General features: G+C 50.9%; 25 protein-coding genes and 1 pseudogene. 2 read left to right on the forward strand and 24 right to left on the reverse strand.

Annotated elements, in window-relative coordinates; genetic code table 11:
* Positions 1-76: 76 nt before the first annotated feature.
* The 22 genes and pseudogenes from secY to rpsJ form a co-directional block, all read right to left on the reverse strand.
* On the reverse strand, positions 77-1,420 hold the full coding sequence (secY, locus tag WJU22_RS26355; RefSeq protein WP_341841128.1) for a preprotein translocase subunit SecY: 1,344 nt from the start codon (positions 1,418-1,420) through the stop codon (positions 77-79).
* Positions 1,421-1,499: 79 nt separating this feature from the next.
* Entirely contained in the window at positions 1,500-1,946 is a 447-nt protein-coding gene (gene rplO, locus WJU22_RS26360; RefSeq protein ID WP_126246785.1) for a 50S ribosomal protein L15, read from the reverse strand.
* Positions 1,947-2,043: 97 nt separating this feature from the next.
* The gene (rpmD, locus tag WJU22_RS26365; protein WP_341841129.1) at positions 2,044-2,229 is read right to left on the reverse strand and encodes a 50S ribosomal protein L30; all 186 of its coding nucleotides are present in this window, start codon (positions 2,227-2,229) and stop codon (positions 2,044-2,046) included.
* Between the two features lie 79 nt (positions 2,230-2,308).
* Positions 2,309-2,827, reverse strand: a complete 519-nt coding sequence (gene rpsE, locus WJU22_RS26370) for a 30S ribosomal protein S5 (RefSeq protein ID WP_126246783.1) — start codon at positions 2,825-2,827, stop codon at positions 2,309-2,311.
* A 33-nt stretch (positions 2,828-2,860) separates the two neighbouring features.
* Positions 2,861-3,214, reverse strand: coding sequence for a 50S ribosomal protein L18 (rplR, locus tag WJU22_RS26375; RefSeq protein ID WP_341841130.1), 354 nt, complete (start codon positions 3,212-3,214; stop codon positions 2,861-2,863).
* A gap of 149 nt (positions 3,215-3,363) precedes the next feature.
* Positions 3,364-3,918 (reverse strand): 50S ribosomal protein L6, encoded by a 555-nt coding sequence (gene rplF / locus WJU22_RS26380; protein WP_341841131.1) that lies wholly within the window; start codon positions 3,916-3,918, stop codon positions 3,364-3,366.
* Positions 3,919-4,032: 114 nt separating this feature from the next.
* A complete protein-coding gene (gene rpsH / locus WJU22_RS26385; protein ID WP_126246780.1) occupies positions 4,033-4,431 on the reverse strand; it encodes a 30S ribosomal protein S8 in 399 nt (132 codons plus the stop codon).
* A gap of 87 nt (positions 4,432-4,518) precedes the next feature.
* Positions 4,519-4,788: a 30S ribosomal protein S14 gene (gene rpsN / locus WJU22_RS26390; protein ID WP_126246779.1), complete on the reverse strand. Its 270-nt coding sequence runs from the start codon at positions 4,786-4,788 to the stop codon at positions 4,519-4,521.
* Positions 4,789-4,794: 6 nt separating this feature from the next.
* Positions 4,795-5,369: pseudogene (rplE, locus tag WJU22_RS26395) on the reverse strand (50S ribosomal protein L5).
* Positions 5,369-5,713 (reverse strand): 50S ribosomal protein L24, encoded by a 345-nt coding sequence (gene rplX, locus WJU22_RS26400; protein WP_126246777.1) that lies wholly within the window; start codon positions 5,711-5,713, stop codon positions 5,369-5,371. The pseudogene rplE and the gene rplX overlap by 1 nt, the downstream one beginning before the upstream one ends.
* A gap of 196 nt (positions 5,714-5,909) precedes the next feature.
* Positions 5,910-6,278: a 50S ribosomal protein L14 gene (rplN, locus tag WJU22_RS26405; protein WP_109698268.1), complete on the reverse strand. Its 369-nt coding sequence runs from the start codon at positions 6,276-6,278 to the stop codon at positions 5,910-5,912.
* 76 nt (positions 6,279-6,354) lie between these two features.
* On the reverse strand, positions 6,355-6,615 hold the full coding sequence (rpsQ, locus tag WJU22_RS26410; RefSeq protein WP_109698267.1) for a 30S ribosomal protein S17: 261 nt from the start codon (positions 6,613-6,615) through the stop codon (positions 6,355-6,357).
* Between the two features lie 58 nt (positions 6,616-6,673).
* Complete coding sequence (gene rpmC / locus WJU22_RS26415) at positions 6,674-6,874, reverse strand: 50S ribosomal protein L29 (RefSeq protein WP_126246776.1); 201 nt, start codon at positions 6,872-6,874, stop codon at positions 6,674-6,676.
* A gap of 59 nt (positions 6,875-6,933) precedes the next feature.
* Entirely contained in the window at positions 6,934-7,353 is a 420-nt protein-coding gene (gene rplP / locus WJU22_RS26420; protein WP_126246775.1) for a 50S ribosomal protein L16, read from the reverse strand.
* A gap of 49 nt (positions 7,354-7,402) precedes the next feature.
* Positions 7,403-8,188 carry a 30S ribosomal protein S3 gene (gene rpsC, locus WJU22_RS26425; RefSeq protein WP_341841132.1) on the reverse strand — a complete coding sequence of 262 codons (786 nt, stop codon included), beginning with the start codon at positions 8,186-8,188 and terminating at the stop codon, positions 7,403-7,405.
* Between the two features lie 51 nt (positions 8,189-8,239).
* A complete protein-coding gene (gene rplV, locus WJU22_RS26430) occupies positions 8,240-8,596 on the reverse strand; it encodes a 50S ribosomal protein L22 (protein WP_126246773.1) in 357 nt (118 codons plus the stop codon).
* Between the two features lie 122 nt (positions 8,597-8,718).
* A complete protein-coding gene (gene rpsS / locus WJU22_RS26435) occupies positions 8,719-8,985 on the reverse strand; it encodes a 30S ribosomal protein S19 (protein ID WP_126246772.1) in 267 nt (88 codons plus the stop codon).
* A 63-nt stretch (positions 8,986-9,048) separates the two neighbouring features.
* The gene (gene rplB / locus WJU22_RS26440) at positions 9,049-9,882 is read right to left on the reverse strand and encodes a 50S ribosomal protein L2 (protein WP_126246771.1); all 834 of its coding nucleotides are present in this window, start codon (positions 9,880-9,882) and stop codon (positions 9,049-9,051) included.
* 93 nt (positions 9,883-9,975) lie between these two features.
* Positions 9,976-10,275, reverse strand: coding sequence for a 50S ribosomal protein L23 (gene rplW, locus WJU22_RS26445; protein WP_126246770.1), 300 nt, complete (start codon positions 10,273-10,275; stop codon positions 9,976-9,978).
* Between the two features lie 55 nt (positions 10,276-10,330).
* Positions 10,331-10,975: a 50S ribosomal protein L4 gene (gene rplD, locus WJU22_RS26450; RefSeq protein WP_341841133.1), complete on the reverse strand. Its 645-nt coding sequence runs from the start codon at positions 10,973-10,975 to the stop codon at positions 10,331-10,333.
* A 1-nt stretch (position 10,976) separates the two neighbouring features.
* A complete protein-coding gene (rplC, locus tag WJU22_RS26455; RefSeq protein ID WP_126246768.1) occupies positions 10,977-11,600 on the reverse strand; it encodes a 50S ribosomal protein L3 in 624 nt (207 codons plus the stop codon).
* A 169-nt stretch (positions 11,601-11,769) separates the two neighbouring features.
* Complete coding sequence (rpsJ, locus tag WJU22_RS26460; protein WP_012789286.1) at positions 11,770-12,075, reverse strand: 30S ribosomal protein S10; 306 nt, start codon at positions 12,073-12,075, stop codon at positions 11,770-11,772.
* 369 nt (positions 12,076-12,444) lie between these two features.
* Between rpsJ and WJU22_RS26465 the strand changes: the two genes are divergently transcribed.
* Positions 12,445-13,047 (forward strand): TonB family protein, encoded by a 603-nt coding sequence (locus WJU22_RS26465; protein ID WP_341841134.1) that lies wholly within the window; start codon positions 12,445-12,447, stop codon positions 13,045-13,047.
* Between the two features lie 96 nt (positions 13,048-13,143).
* Here the strand turns inward: WJU22_RS26465 and WJU22_RS26470 are convergent, their stop codons facing one another.
* Positions 13,144-13,746 (reverse strand): outer membrane beta-barrel protein, encoded by a 603-nt coding sequence (locus WJU22_RS26470; RefSeq protein ID WP_341841135.1) that lies wholly within the window; start codon positions 13,744-13,746, stop codon positions 13,144-13,146.
* A gap of 195 nt (positions 13,747-13,941) precedes the next feature.
* On the opposite strand from WJU22_RS26470, the gene WJU22_RS26475 reads away from it, so the two are divergent.
* Entirely contained in the window at positions 13,942-15,054 is a 1,113-nt protein-coding gene (locus WJU22_RS26475; protein ID WP_341841136.1) for a PQQ-dependent sugar dehydrogenase, read from the forward strand.
* Here the strand turns inward: WJU22_RS26475 and WJU22_RS26480 are convergent.
* A complete protein-coding gene (locus tag WJU22_RS26480) occupies positions 15,051-15,647 on the reverse strand; it encodes a hypothetical protein (RefSeq protein ID WP_341841137.1) in 597 nt (198 codons plus the stop codon). The genes WJU22_RS26475 and WJU22_RS26480 overlap by 4 nt on opposite strands.
* Between the last annotated feature and the right edge of the window lie 41 nt (positions 15,648-15,688).

Raw genomic sequence — 15,688 nt, forward strand, 5'->3', positions numbered from 1 at the left:
GACGGCCTTGCCGTAAACAAAACAGCCATCCTGCTTATTAGTTCAGGATGGCTGCCAATATATTAGCCTGTTGCGGTTACGCGTTGGCGGGTGAAGTTCTGCCTTTGATGCGGCCGGAGCTCATGAGACCGTCATAGTGACGCATGAGCAGCTGGCTTTCGATCTGCTGCAGGGTATCGAGGATTACACCGACCATGATCAGCAGCGAGGTACCACCGAAGAAGGTAGCGAACTGGCTGTTCACGTTGAGTGCGGCAGCGATACCGGGCAGTACGCCTACGAGCGCCAGGAACACCGAGCCCGGGAGGGTGATGCGGTCCATAACTGCGCCGATGTAGTCGGCAGTAGCTTTACCGGGTTTCACACCGGGGATGAACCCGTTGTTGCGTTTCATTTCGTCCGCCATTTGGGTGGGGTTGAAAATGAGCGCGGTGTAGAAGAACGTGAAGACGATCACCAGTACGGCATAGATCACATTGTACCAGGGGTTGGTGTGATCGCTGAAGATACGGATGAAGCCGGACGCGCCTTCGCTCTGGGTGGCGAAACCGATCGCCGTGGCCGGAATGAACATGATGGCCTGGGCGAAGATGATGGGCATAACGCCTGCAGCATTCACTTTGAGGGGAATGAACTGGCGAACGCCACCGTATTGTTTATTACCTACGATTCGCTTGGCGTAATTCACCGGGATTTTGCGTGTTCCCTGAACCAGCAGGATGAGCCCGATGGTGATCACGATGAACATGGCAATTTCCACGAGGAAGATGAGGAGACCGCCGCCGGCGCCTGTTGTTTTCAGGGAGAATTCCTGCAGGAGGGATTCGGGGAGGCGGGCGAGAATGCCCATCATGATGATGATGGAGGTACCGTTACCAATGCCCTTATCCGTGATTTTTTCACCCAGCCACATAACGAACAGCGTTCCGGCGGTCAGCACCACGGTGGTGGAAAGCCAGAACATGAAGCCGCCGTATGCGGGGATGAGCGCCGCACCGGATTGCGTTCTGAGGTACGCAACGTAGGCACTGGCCTGGAAAGCCGTCACGATAACAGTGAGCAGGCGGGTGTATTGGTTGATCTTTTTCCGGCCGCTGTCACCTTCTTTCTGTAATTTCTGGAAATAGGGAACGGCGATCGTGAGGAGCTGAATGGCGATAGACGCCGAGATATAGGGCATGATGCCGAGGGCGAAAATGGATGCGCGGGAGAAAGACCCACCGGCAAACATGTTGAACAGCCCCAGGATACCTTGCTGGGAAGTCTCGGAGAATTTGGCCAGCTCGTTGGGATCGAGACCGGGAAGGGTGATATAGGAACCAACACGGTATACCAGTACCAGGAGCAGCGTTGTGAGGATGCGTTTACGCAGGTCCTCGATACTCCAGATGTTCTTTATGGTTTCGATAAATTTCTTCACAGGAAGATAAGAGTTTAATAACGCGTGTAAAATTCGAAAAGACGCACTACTCCGTAGGCGCCTTCTCTATCGTAATTTCTTAAACCAGTTCCACAGAACCACCAGCTGCTTCGATGGCTGCTTTGGCTTTCTCGCTGATCGCGTTCACTTTCAGCGTTACTTTGCTCTTCAGTTCACCGTGGCCCAGCACTTTCACCTGGTCGGTTTTGCTGATGAGGCCGTTCATGTAGAGGTTCTCGAGGCTGAATTCCTGGATACCGTATTTTTCAACGATAGTGTCCAGCTGACCAATGTTGAAGACTTTGTAGTCTACACGGCTGATCGGATGGAAACCACGTTTGGGCAGACGGCGCTGGATCGGCATCTGGCCACCTTCGTGACCACGTTTGCTGGAGTAGCCGGTGTTGGATTGGGCACCTTTGTTACCTTTCGTAGAGGTACCACCTTTACCGGAGGCCTCACCGCGACCCAGGCGTTTTTCTTTATGTACTGCGCCTTGTGCAGGACGGAGTTGATGTAAGCTCATTTGTGTAATTGTTTTACTTGCGCGGAAATCAACCGCTCGCTTTTACAATGATAATTCAAAAAAACAGAAAGCCAAATGTAAAAATGAAAATTTTACATTATGCATTCACTTGTTCCACTTTCACCAGGTGGTGAACGGTGCGAACCATGCCCAGGATCTGGGGAGTAGCTTCCACCTCAACGGTATTGTTCATCTTTTTCAGACCGAGCGCCTTCAGCGTCAGCTTCTGACGTTCAGGACGGTCGATTCCGCTCTTTACCTGGGTGATCTTGATCTTTGCCATTTTACTTTGATATATTTCCAATGAAAAATTCCGGTAACTGAAGCCTGGCCGCAGCACCGGGATTATATCGGCCCGGTGATTATCCGTTGAAGACTTTCTTCAGGGACACGTTGCGGGTTTTGGCTACCTGAATAGGTTCACGCAGCAGGCCCAGCGCCTTGAAAGTAGCTTTCACCACGTTGTGGGGGTTTGCGGAGCCGAGGGATTTGGCGAGTACGTCGGTGATACCAGCGCTTTCCAGAACGGCGCGCATGGAACCTCCGGCGATTACACCGGTACCGTGAGCAGCAGGTTTGATAAGCACTTTGGCAGCGCCTTCCTTAGCCAACTGGTCGTGAGGAATTGTACCGTGGTGAACGGGGATCTTGATCAGGTTCTTCTTCGCATCGTCGATACCTTTGGTGATCGCTTCCTGCACTTCCTTGGCTTTACCCAGACCGTGACCTACCACGCCGTTTTCGTTACCCACTACCACCAGCGCGGAGAAGGAGAAAGTACGACCGCCTTTGGTGGTCTTGGTAACCCTGTTGATAGCTACAACCTTCTCTTTCAGTTCCAGATCGCCGGCTTTTACTTTATTGAATGAATTCTTTGCCATTTTTATTTAATAAGAATTACGATATCAGTTTGATTAGAATTGCAGACCGCCTTCGCGCGCGCCATCGGCAGTTGCCTTTACGCGGCCATGGTAGAGATAACCGGAACGGTCGAACACGCAGGTAGTGATACCCAGTGCGGTCGCTTTAGCGGCCAGGGCAGCACCAACTTGCTTCGCCTTTTCGGATTTGTTGCCAGTCACACCTGCCAGCGCTTTATCGCGGGAAGATGCAGATGCCAGGGTAGTGCCGGTCGTATCGTCGATCAACTGGAGGTAAATCTCCGAGTTGCTGCGAAATACGGACAGTCTGGGCTTCTGTGCAGTTCCGCTGATCTTCTTACGGATACGAAAGCGGATATTCTGTCTTCTGTTTGCTTTTGTAATCATTACTTTAAGTATTTGATCTCCCGATGCTGCCGGGATTTTATTGGTAAAGTAAACATCGGGCACTGCTGTCCAATGTTTACTTTAATGTTTTAAAATGGTCCTGTCCCCTATCCTTACAGCCTTACGCCGCGCAGCGAAGGGACCGGAGATTATTTACCGGCGGATTTACCAGCTTTCTTACGTACCACTTCGTCGCTGTAACGCACACCTTTACCTTTGTACGGCTCGGGTTTGCGGAGGCTGCGGATTTTAGCGGCAACCTGGCCCAGGAGCTGGTTGTCGATACCTTCCAGCTGGATCAGCGGGTTTTTACCTTTTTCGGTAACGGTGTTCACCTTCAGTTCCTTCGGAATTTCGAAGATGATGTTGTGGGAGTAACCCAGGGACAGGTCGAGCAGCTGACCGTTGTGGGCAGCTTTGTAACCTACACCTACCAGTTCCAGTTGTTTCTTGAAACCTTCGGTTACGCCGGTCACCATGTTGGCGAGGAGGGCGCGGTACAGACCATGCAGGGCGCGGTGACGGATCTGATCGGTCGGACGGGTAACTACCAGTTCGCCGTCTTTCGTTTCCACTTTGATATCGCGATCGATCGCTTGTTTCAGTTCGCCTTTGGGACCTTTTACGGTCACCTCGTTAGTAGCGTTAACGGTAACCGATACGCCGCTGGCCAATTTAATCGGGCTTCTGCCTATACGTGACATGATGTGTCAGTTTATTTGTTGTGAACCGGCATTCCGGGTTCAGCCCGTATAGAAGGCTTAATAATCGAAAATGCCGTTAATCCCGCCCTGGTAAAGGACGGGATCAAAATATGATTAATATACGTAGCAAACTACTTCGCCACCTACGTTTTGCGCTTTGGCTTCCTTGTCGGTCATAACACCTTTGGAAGTGGAGATGATCGCTACACCCAGACCGTTCTTGATCCTTTTGAAATCTTCGGGTTTGGAGTATTGACGCAGACCGGGACGGGAAATCCTCTGCAGGTCGGTGATAGCCGGAACCTTGGTCTGGGGATCGTATTTCAGAGCGATCTTGATGATGCCCTGTTTGTTGTCTTCCTCGAACTTGTACTTCAGGATATAACCTTTGTCGTACAGGATCTCGGTAATGCGTTTCTTCAGTTTGGAAGCTGGAATTTCCACGATCCGGTGGTTTGCCATCTGGGCATTGCGGACGCGTGTCAGAAAATCTGCTATTGGATCAGTAACCATTGTTAGTTAAAGTTGTAAATGTGTACAATGCGATATCCAATCGATATAGATAGGAATCAAAAAACTTGTCGGAGCTACCGGTAAAAATTACCAGGAAGCTTTTCTTACGCCAGGGATTTTGCCTGCCAGTGCCATGTCGCGGAACATGTTACGGCAAATGCCGAACTGACGCATGTAACCTTTCGGACGACCGGTCAGCTGGCAACGGTTGTGCAGGCGAACGGGAGAAGCGTTTTTAGGCAGTTTGTCGAGCGCTGCGTAATCACCTTCAGCTTTCAGCTGGGCGCGTTTTTCAGCGAACTTAGCCACCATGGCTTCTCTCTTTCTTTGTCTGGCTTTTACGGATTCTTTTGCCATGTGTTATTATTGTTGATCTTTTTTGATGTTCTTGAACGGCATACCCATTTCTTTCAGGAGCTCGTAAGCTTCTTCGTTGGTTTGGGCGGTAGTAACGAACGTGATGTCCATACCGGTGATTTTGGTCACCTTGTCGATGTCGATTTCCGGGAAGATGATCTGCTCGGTAATACCCATGGTATAGTTACCGCGGCCGTCGAACGCTTTCTCGTTCACACCCTTGAAGTCGCGTACGCGGGGAGGGAAACGGCGATCAGGCGATCGAGGAATTCGTACATGTTCACACCACGCAGGGTTACACGCGCACCGATGGGCATGTGCTTACGCAGTTTGAAGTTGGAGATGTCTTTCTTGGACAGGGTAGCGATGGCTTTCTGACCTGCGATGCGGGTCATTTCATCTACCGCAACATCTACCAGTTTCTTGTCACCCACAGCACCGTTGATACCTTGGTTCAGGCAGATCTTGGTCAGGCGGGGAACCTGCATCACGCTTTTATAGTTGAATTTCTTTTGCAGGTTGGCTACCACTTCGTTGCGGTATTTGGTCTGCAGTCTGGGTTGATATGATGTGTTTGCCATTATTTGATTACCTCCCCTGATTTTTTAGCGATACGAACTACTTTACCATTTTCTCTCTGGCGGTTTACGCGCGTAGCTTTACCAGCCTTAGCATCCCACAACATTACGTTGGAAAGGGAGATGGGAGCCTCCTGCTTAACGATACCACCTTTGGTGTTCTGCGCAGTCGGTTTCGTGTGCTTGGTGATGATGTTCACGCCTTCTACCAGCACTTTAGGATTGGTGGCATCTACGATGACTTCCAACACCTTGCGCGCTTTGGTACGGTCCTTGTCCTCACCGGAAATTACCACAACCAGGTCGCCTTTCTTAATGTTGAACTTAGGCTTAAATCTAGTTTTCATCTGTTTGTTTGTTTATACGCCAAGCAAAACTTGGGTCTCGCTTGATTAAAATATATGTCGTTTTATGAAACGGGCTGCAAAGATATGCAAAGATTTCGGATACTGAATCCAGTTATTCACATAAAGCGCGTCACTATATATAACCCACTTATGCCCAACAACTTTGATCCTGTATCCGAAATCCTATGTCGACTCCTTAAAGCACTTCAGGTGCCAGGGAGATGATCTTCATGTATCCTTTATCGCGAAGCTCACGGGCAACCGGACCGAATATACGGGTACCGCGCGGCTCGTCAGAGTTGTTCAGCAATACTACGGCGTTGTCGTCGAAGCGGATGTAAGAACCGTCGCGGCGACGGAGTTTCTTCTTCGTTCTTACAATAACAGCTTTGGTTACGGTACCTTTTTTCATACCGCCACCGGGGATGGCGTCTTTCACGGTCACCACAATCTTGTCGCCCACACCTGCGTAGTCCTGGCCGGAGTTGCCGAGTACGCGGATGCAGAGCACTTCTTTGGCGCCACTGTTATCTGCTACGTTCAGCCTTGATTCTTGTTGTATCATCGTAATGCGTTTGTAATTGTTTTAGCAGCGGCTGCAGGGCCATGATCGGTTTCCGGCAGCTTGAAACAAATAATAATTATTTTACTTTTTCGATCACTTCCACCATGCGCCAGCATTTGTTTTTGGACATCGGGCGGGTTTCCATGATACGAACAGTGTCACCAATGCTGCACTCGTTTTTATCGTCGTGCGCCATGAATTTGGTGGTTTTCTTTACGAACTTACCGTAGATCGGGTGTTTTACCTTACGTTCAACGTTCACGGTAATGGTTTTATCCATTTTGTTGCTGGATACAACCCCGATCCTGGTTTTTCTTAATTTTCTTTCGGTCGTCATTGTTGAAAGTTTATTTACTTCCTTACCGCCTTCCGGCGGAAATGGTGAATGCTAATGTTTAGAATCCCAGTTGTCTTCTACGCAGTTCAGTTTGAATGCGGGCGAGCTCTCTTCTCATGAAGCGGATCTGCATGGGATTTTCGATCGGCGTTACCGCGTGGCTGAACGTGATCTTTTTCAGGCGCAGGGCTTCTTCAGACAGTTTGTCTTTCAAATCCTGATCGCTCAGGCCTTTAAGATCCAGTTTTGCTTTAGGCATCGTTATTTATTTTGTTTCTGGTTATCAGGTTTAATTATACTCGGTGGAGTCCTCTCCTATTACGCAACGTAGTCGCGACGGATAACGAATTTCACCTTGATCGGAAGCTTCTGTGCTGCCAGTTCCATCGCTTCTTTGGCTACCTGTAAGGGTACACCGTCAGCTTCGAACAGGATGCGACCGGGCTTCACAACGGCCGCCCAATGGTCGGGCGCACCTTTACCTTTACCCATCCTCACTTCCAGCGGTTTTGCCGTGATCGGCTTGTCGGGGAAAATACGGATCCACACGTTACCTTCACGTTTCATGTGACGGGTCAAAGCCACACGGGCAGCTTCGATCTGACGGTCAGTGATCCATTTAGGTTCCAATGCTTTAAGGCCGAATGAACCGAAAGAAAGCAGCGCACCGCGTTTCGCATTCCCTTTGATGCGGCCTTTTTGCATCTTCCTGTGTTTCGTTCTCTTGGGCTGTAACATCGTTTATGTTGTTAAAAAGTTGTTGTTAATGAAATATCCAAAGTTCAGCTTACTTGCGAGGGCCACGGTCACCACCTCTTCTTTCGCCGCCACGACCACCACGGTCGCCACGGTCACCGCCACGGCCGCCGCGATCACCACGGTCACCGCCCGGACGTCCGCCTTCTGCCTTATCGGAGATAGCGTTCGGGTTGAGGTCGCGCTTACCCAGCACTTCACCTTTACAAATCCAAACTTTGATACCGATCTTACCGTAAACGGTCAGCGCGAAGAGGGAAGCGTAGTCGATGTCCATGCGGTAAGTGTGCAGGGGAACGCGGCCTTGCTTCATTTCTTCGGAACGTGCGATTTCAGCACCACCGAGGCGGCCGCCTACTTTCACCTTGATACCTTCTGCACCCATGCGCAGCGCGGTAGCAATCGCCATTTTGATGGCACGTTTATAGTTGATACGGCTTTCGATCTGTTTGGCGATAGTTTCAGCTACGATAGTGGCGTCGATCTCGGGGCGACGGATCTCCAGGATGTTGATCTGTACGTCTTCCTTACCGGTCAGCTTTTTCAGCTCTTCCTTGATGCGATCCACTTCGTTACCGCCTTTACCTATGATGATACCAGGTTTGGAGGTATGAATGGTAATGATAAGCTTACCCAGGGTACGCTCGATCACTACGCGGGAGATACCACCCTTGTTGATACGTGCGTTGAGGTAAGTTCTGATCTTGTTATCTTCGATCAGTTTAACAGCATAATCTTTTTTGCTGCCATACCAATTAGAGTCCCATCCTCTGATGATACCTAACCTGTTACCAATAGGATTTGTTTTCTGACCCATGTTCTGGTTTTATTTGTCTATGAGTTTAAATATATTTTTCCTACAGTTTGCTTAACCTTGTTGAACCGGACGGCTATCAACAGCCAGTGTTACGTGGTTGCTGCGTTTGCGGATACGGTACCCTCTTCCCTGGGGAGCGGGGCGCATTCTTTTCAGCATACGGCCGCCATCAACGAAGATCGTTTTAACGTACAGGTTAGCATCTTCTACCCGTGCTCCTTCATTCTTCACTTTCCAGTTAGCCACAGCGGAGAGCAACAGTTTCTCCAGCGGAGTGCTCGGGTGTTTGGGATGGAATTTCAAAATATTCAAAGCTTTCTCTACATCCAGGCCGCGGATCAGGTCTGCAAGCAAACGCATTTTGCGGGTGGAGGTAGGATTATTGTTCAGCTTAGCTACTGCTTCCATTGTTATTTGTTTCTGAGTGATGTTAAGTTTCTTGTTTCAGCGTCCGGTCCTGTCTGTTTCCTTCGTCCTTTCGAGAATCTCCTTTAGCCGGAACCGAAAACGGGAAACCTTAAAACCGATGACTACATTTTCTTGTTAGCGTGCCCTTTGAAGTTGCGGGTAGGGGCGAATTCGCCCAGTTTATGACCTACCATGAACTCAGTTACGTAAACCGGGATGAACTTGTTACCGTTGTGAACGGCAAAAGTGTGGCCCACGAAGTCAGGCGTAATCGTAGAACGGCGGCTCCAGGTTTTGATCACCGTGCGTTTGGTGCCTTCGTTCTGCTTGAGAACCTTGTTTTCTAATTTAATGTCTACGTAAGGACCTTTTTTAATGGAACGACCCATGTTGTTAGTTTATTTACCATCCCCGTTCCGCTGTTACGCGGAACGGGAACGCGTTAGACGTTATTAAAGTTTTTTACCGTTTTTGCGGCTGATGATCAGCTTGTCTGAGCTCTTATGCGGCTTCCTCGTTTTCAGACCTTTGGCGTATTTACCAGTTCTGGAACGGGGGTGACCACCGGAGGACTTACCTTCACCACCACCCATCGGGTGATCTACGGGGTTCATCGCTACACCACGGTTGCGGGGCTTGATACCTCTCCAACGGTTGGCACCAGCCTTACCGATGGATTGCAGACCGTGATCGGAGTTCGAAACGGTACCCACGGTAGCCATGCAGGTGTTCAGTACCTTGCGCAGCTCGCCGGAGGGCATTTTCAATACGGCATATTTTTCTTCCTTGTTGCTCAGCTGGGCGTATGCACCTGCGGAACGCGCGATGGCTCCACCTTTACCGGGCTGCAGTTCGATGTTGTGAACTACGGTACCCAGGGGCATATTCTTCAGCGGCAGTGCGTTCCCTACTTCAGGAGCGGATTCAGCGCCGCTTACTACGGTAGCGCCAACCTGCAGGCCCTGGGGAGCGATGATGTAACGTTTCTCGCCGTCTGCATAGCTCAGCAGCGCGATGAACGCCGTACGGTTCGGATCGTACTCGATAGTTTTTACAGTTGCGGGAATACCGGTCTTGTCGCGTTTGAAGTCAACAACACGGTATTGTTTCTTGTGCCCGCCGCCGATGTAACGCATGGATCTACGGCCTTGTGCGTTTCTACCGCCGGTTCTTTTTGCCGGAGCCAGGAGGCTCTTTTCAGGCGTGTCGGAGGTCAGCTCTGCGTAAGCATTACCAATTTTCCAACGGGTACCGGCTGTAATCGGTTTGTATTTTTTCAGTGCCATTTCTACTTAATTCTAAGATTTAATAGACTATTGTTTAATTGATCTGTATATACATCCAGGTTAACGGCTTACGCCGCTAACGGCACTGGTATATTATATGTTAGCATACAGATCGATGGATTCTCCTTCTGCCAGCGTGATTACCGCTTTCTTGTAGGAAGGCTTGCGGCCGGAGATAAAACCGGCTTTGGTAAAACGGGTTTTGTTTTTGCCCGGCATTACCATGGTGTTCACTTCTGCTACCGTCACACCGTAAAAATCTTCCACAGCTTTCTTGATCTCCAGTTTGTTGGCTTTCTTGTCAACAATGAAGTAGAAGCGGTTGAACTTTTCGGTTGCTTTGTTCACCTTCTCAGTGATCACCGGTTTAATTAAAACATCAGACAGTTTCATCTGTTAGTTATTTTATAGTTCGCCGGACTGAAACCGGCCTTGTTGATTGAATTGATTAAGCTTCTACTACAGTCTCGTCTTCAGCGAAGATTTTGGCTGCGCTCTCCGTCAACACCAGGAAGTTGGAGTTCATGATTTCGTAAGTGTTCACGTCGCTCAGCACGGTGGAATCCACGGTGGGGATGTTGCGCAGTGACAGGTATACGTTATCGTTGTACTCGGGCAGTACCACGAGGGTTTTCTTGCCGTCAACGTTGATGTTCAGGTTGGAGAGAATGCTCTTGAACTGTTTGGTTTTAGGAGCGTCCAGCTGCAGGTCTTCCACGATAATGATGGAGCCGGCTTTCGCTTTAACGGACAGGGCGGAGATTTTCGCCAGGTCCTTCACCTTACGGTTCAGCTTGATGTCGTAGCCATGGGGCTTGGGACCGAAGATGGTACCACCGCCTTTATACAACGGGTTACGGATGTTACCTTTACGGGAACCGCCGGTACCTTTTTGCTTGTGCAGCTTGCGGGAAGCACCTTTCACCTCGGCACGGGTTTTTACCTTGTGGGTACCCTGACGCTGAGCGGCGAGGTATTGTTTAACCGCGAGGTAAATCACGTGATTGTTCGGCTCCACGCCAAAGATCTCCTCAGGGAGTTCGATGGTACGGCCGGTTTTCTTACCTTCTATATTTAAAATATCGAGTTGCATGTTACTTCTGGATTAAAACGATTGAACCATTGTGGCCGGGAACGGAACCACTTACCAGGATATAATTTTTCTCAGGGAAAATCTTAACGATTTTCAGACCTTTCACTTTCACGCGTTCAGCACCCATCTGACCTGCCATGCGCATGCCTTTGAATACACGGGAAGGATAGGAAGAACCACCTACGGAACCCGGAGCACGCTGACGGTCGTGCTGACCGTGGGTCTTTTCACCCACACCGGAGAACCCGTGACGTTTAACAACGCCCTGGAAACCTTTACCTTTGGAAGTACCTACAACGTCAATTTTCTCACCTTCAGCGAAAATATCGCAGGTGAGCGTCTCTCCGAGGGCTTTTGCCACGGCAGCATCCGGATTGCGGAACTCGGTAACGTAACGTTTAGGGGAGGTTTGTGCTTTCGCGAAGTGATTTTGTTCAGCTTTGGGAGTGTTTTTGGCTTTCTTTTCGCCAAATGCAACCTGAACAGCGTTGTACCCATCAGTTTCCTGGGATTTCACCTGGGTAACCACGCAGGGACCGGCTTCGATGATGGTAACGGCGGTCTGTTTGCCGTTGGCCTCGAAGATGCTGGTCATGCCAATCTTTTTACCAATAATACCTTTCATTTGTTATATAATTTAGCCCAGCGCCTGAGGGATCTCTAGCTATCCTCAGGATGAGCGGTTTAAATGCTATTGGGCGGCTACCCGGAAGGCGTAGCCTGTATTTAATGATGTCGTCATAAAATACCTCAGGCGGGCGTAAAGCCCACCCTTGCTGAGGTCCCTTCTATTCCTACGCTTTGATCTCCACTTCAACACCAGACGGCAGATCGAGCTTGCTCAGCGCATCTACGGTTCTGGAAGAAGATGTGTAAATATCCAACAGGCGCTTGTGGGTGCACAGTTGGAATTGCTCACGCGCCTTTTTGTTCACGTGCGGAGAACGCAGCACCGTAAAGATTTTCTTCTCGGTCGGTAAAGGAATTGGACCTGTTACCACGGCGCCCGTATTGCGAACGGTTTTAACGATCTTCTCGGCAGATTTATCTACCAGGTTGTGATCGTAGGACTTCAGCTTGATTCTAATTCTCTGAGACATATGCAATGAACTTCTTCTATTATTACCCCTCAATTTGGGAGGGCAAAGGTAATTAAGTTTTTTATCCCCACAAATAATTTTTGAGGATATTTTCCCCCAATCATTGACTTTTTCGACGCCATTCCCTAGTTTTAGTCGGCCGGCACCTTTTGCCCAGCCTCCCGTCATCCAAATAATACGCTTATACCCAATCCATTACACCCGTCAATTCTACTTTCATATGCACCTCCGCCTCCTCATACCTTTTTTCTCCTCTCCCTCCCGATTTTTGCACAATCCAACCTCCCCGACACCTCTTACGACCGCGAAAAAGAACTCGACGCCCTCCAGGCCGACGAACTCCCCCAGTTCCCCGGAGGCCCCGAAAAAATGGGACTGTGGATCAACTATCACCTGAAAATCCCTTACATCCCCCTCCGGAACGACACCACCGTTACCGTAAACGTTCATTTTACCGTACAACCCGACGGCAAACTCACCGATATCACCATCCAGCAACCCGGGTTCCGGAACCTCGACAAAGCCGTCATAGACGCCTTCACCGCCATGCCCACCTGGAAGCCCGGCTACCTCGGCGAACGCGCCGTTCCCGTCCGGTTCTCCCTCCCCCTCGCCCTCCATCTCGGCAACACCCTCCGCAAACCCTACGACGTGCCCACACCGGAAGTAACCACCATGCCCCAGTTCAACGGCGGCGGCAAAGCCCTCGCCTACTTCATCCGGAAAAATCTCAAATACCCCGCAGAAGCCCGCGCCGCAGGGATAGCAGGGGCAATCACCGTAGAATTTACCGTATTGTATAATGGCGTAGTAGCCAATGCATTCACAACAGGGAACGCAGTCGGGTACGGACTGGAAGAAGAAGCCATCCGCATCGTGGAAAAAATGCCCCGCTGGAAGCCCGCCGTTCTCGACGGCAAGCCCATCACCGCAAAACACAAAATCCTCATCCGCTTCGAGCTCCCGAAATAAGGTCGATACAAACGACAAAAGGGCCAGCTGCAGGACTTCTGCCGCCGGCCCCTTGCAATGGGGTTGGATTATATCGACTTTCAGGGGTGTATCCTGTTACTTCGCCATTTTCGTCTCCCGGATCGTTTGGCGCGCCTTCGCGCTGGGCAGATAAATCTGGAATCCCAGGTTCAGCCCTACGTTATGCGCCGTCACCGAACTGCCGAAACCTACCGTCAGGTTATATTTCAGCAAGGCTTCCAGCGCAATGTTCGGCGTAATGAAATAAGCCAGACCAGGCCCGAAACCAAGGCCAAGGCCATTGGTGTTCGTGCTCGCCACATTGCTCGCTTTGGTATTTACACCATTAAAGCCTGCGTTGGCTTCCAGGAACCAGCGGGTTTTATTCAATAACTCAATCCGTTTGTCTTTAATGTAATAACGCCCGAACGCCCCGATCCCGTAGTTGAAACGGGTAGATCCATTGCCGGTCAACAAACCGAGGTTCACTTCAGGGCCGATCGCGATATCGTCTTTAATGAACCATCCTGCCTTGGGTGTCAGATTCAGGCTGAACGTGCTCCCTCCGTCCTGGAATGTGCCGCCGATATTGGCGAGGTTGGCGCCCACAAGGATGTTTCCTTTTTGTGTTTGCGCATTTGCATTGATACTCAGGAACATGCCGGCGAGGGCAACTGCCAGGTAGCCAATTTTCTTCATATGGGATGTGTTTTGATGAAATGCTTGCTTGCCAATAATGATTTCGCGGTGGGGATAAACAGGATATGGTTGATTATGAATACAATAAACATAAACTTAACATCCCGATTAAGAAAAGGTTGAAATGTGTCGGGATTTTTTTGACTGGCAGACAATTTGCAGCCGTTTCTCCAGTTCTTCTAAAAAACCAGGTCTATGAAAACTTCCTTCCCGGCCCTGCTACTGCTGCTTTTACTCACAGCTTCGGGCGGATGCGGCAAAAAGAGCACCCCCAACCCGGTAGACCCGCCCGAAGATCCGGACTGGCCGGCCGACAAAGTCCGCGTAGTCGTCTCCTCCGGCATCGGGCGCCCCTGGGAAATTCTCTGGGGACCGGATAATTTTATCTGGATGACCGAGCGCGGTGGACGCATTTGCCGCATAAACCCCAAAACGGGACAGGTGCTCCCGCTCCTCACCCTGCCCGATATCGTGGCCAATGGCGAAGGAGGGCTCCTGGGCATGGCGCTCCATCCCGACTTCAGCAACTCGCCCTTCGTTTACCTGTCTTATAATTATGGATCGCCCTATCGTGAAAAAGTAGTGCGTTACGAATTCCGCAACAATACCCTTTCATCGCCCCTCATCCTGCTCGATAATATCCCTGCAGCCGGCATCCACAACGGCTCCCGGGTACGGTTCGGGCCAGACGGCATGCTGTATGTGACCACCGGCGATGCCGCCAACGGTAGCGCCGCACAAAACACGGCTTCCCTCAGCGGCAAGGTGCTCCGCCTCCGGCCCGACGGATCGATACCCGCAGATAACCCGGTGCCGAACAGCCCGTTGTGGAGCCTGGGGCACCGTAATCCGCAAGGCCTGGTGTTCGTCGGCACAACCCTGTACACCTCCGAACATGGCGCCAATACGGAAGATGAGGTCAATATCATCGAAAAAAACCGGAATTACGGATGGCCCGATGTGCAGGGCCCCTGCAACGGCGGCGAGCTGGACTTCTGCAACGCCAACAACGTCAAACCGCCGATCTGGTCTACCGGCAACAGCACTTACGCCGTCAGCGGTATGGATTTCTACAACCACGACCGCATTCCCGCCTGGAAAAATTCCCTGCTGCTCGTCAGCCTCAAAAACGCGACGCTTTACCAGCTGAAACTCTCGTCCAACGGGCAAAGCGTCGCATCAACAACAAACTGGTTCGCCAACCGGTACGGCCGGCTCCGCGACATCTGCGTGTCGCCGAACGGGCGGGTCTACATCTGTACCGATGCCGATCCGGGGCGCATCATCGAGATCAGCGATCCCAATTAGGAAGCGGGCATGGTACCGGCAGGAAGGTCGCCCTCGCTGATCCGGCGCCAGGCGCAACCGTGGAGGATGAGCGCGAGGTGGGTACGGTCCATCGAAACACAAATCCAGCCCATGTAGGGAACATTATCGCGGGTGAACTGGAAGCCGATGTATTTCCGGCTGGCGCTGAGCCAATCGCCCGTCCAAACTGTATCGTAGGGTCTGGCGGCGGGGATGTGGGCTTCCACGAGGTAAGATTCCATCCCTTTCCAGTCGCGCGGGTGCGGCGCGATGGATTTGATGACTTCGTTCTGTTGCAGGCAAATCGTGGAATCGACTTTCACCAACAACTTTGTGCTATTGATCCCTGCGGCGAAGAATTTGCCGGTTGTGCCGGTGGCATCTCCCGTGACGCCGAGGGCGAGATAGACGTTGTGGGTGCCGTCGAGGTCGATGTCGAGGTGATAGGATTGGAGGTTTTTCACCTGAACGTCGCCGAGGGAGCGGTACTTGATGGAATTGGACGGTGTGGGGTCGCAGTTTTTCTTTTTCGAGCAGGCAAAAAGCATGGTCAGGGCCACAACAGCTGTGGCCAGCAGGGGTTTTGAATGCATAATCGGTGGTTTGAAGGGGTTTAATTAGACATTATGTTGAG

It is taken from the genome of Chitinophaga caseinilytica, assembly GCF_038396765.1.
Taxonomy (GTDB): Bacteria; Bacteroidota; Bacteroidia; order Chitinophagales; family Chitinophagaceae; genus Chitinophaga; species Chitinophaga caseinilytica.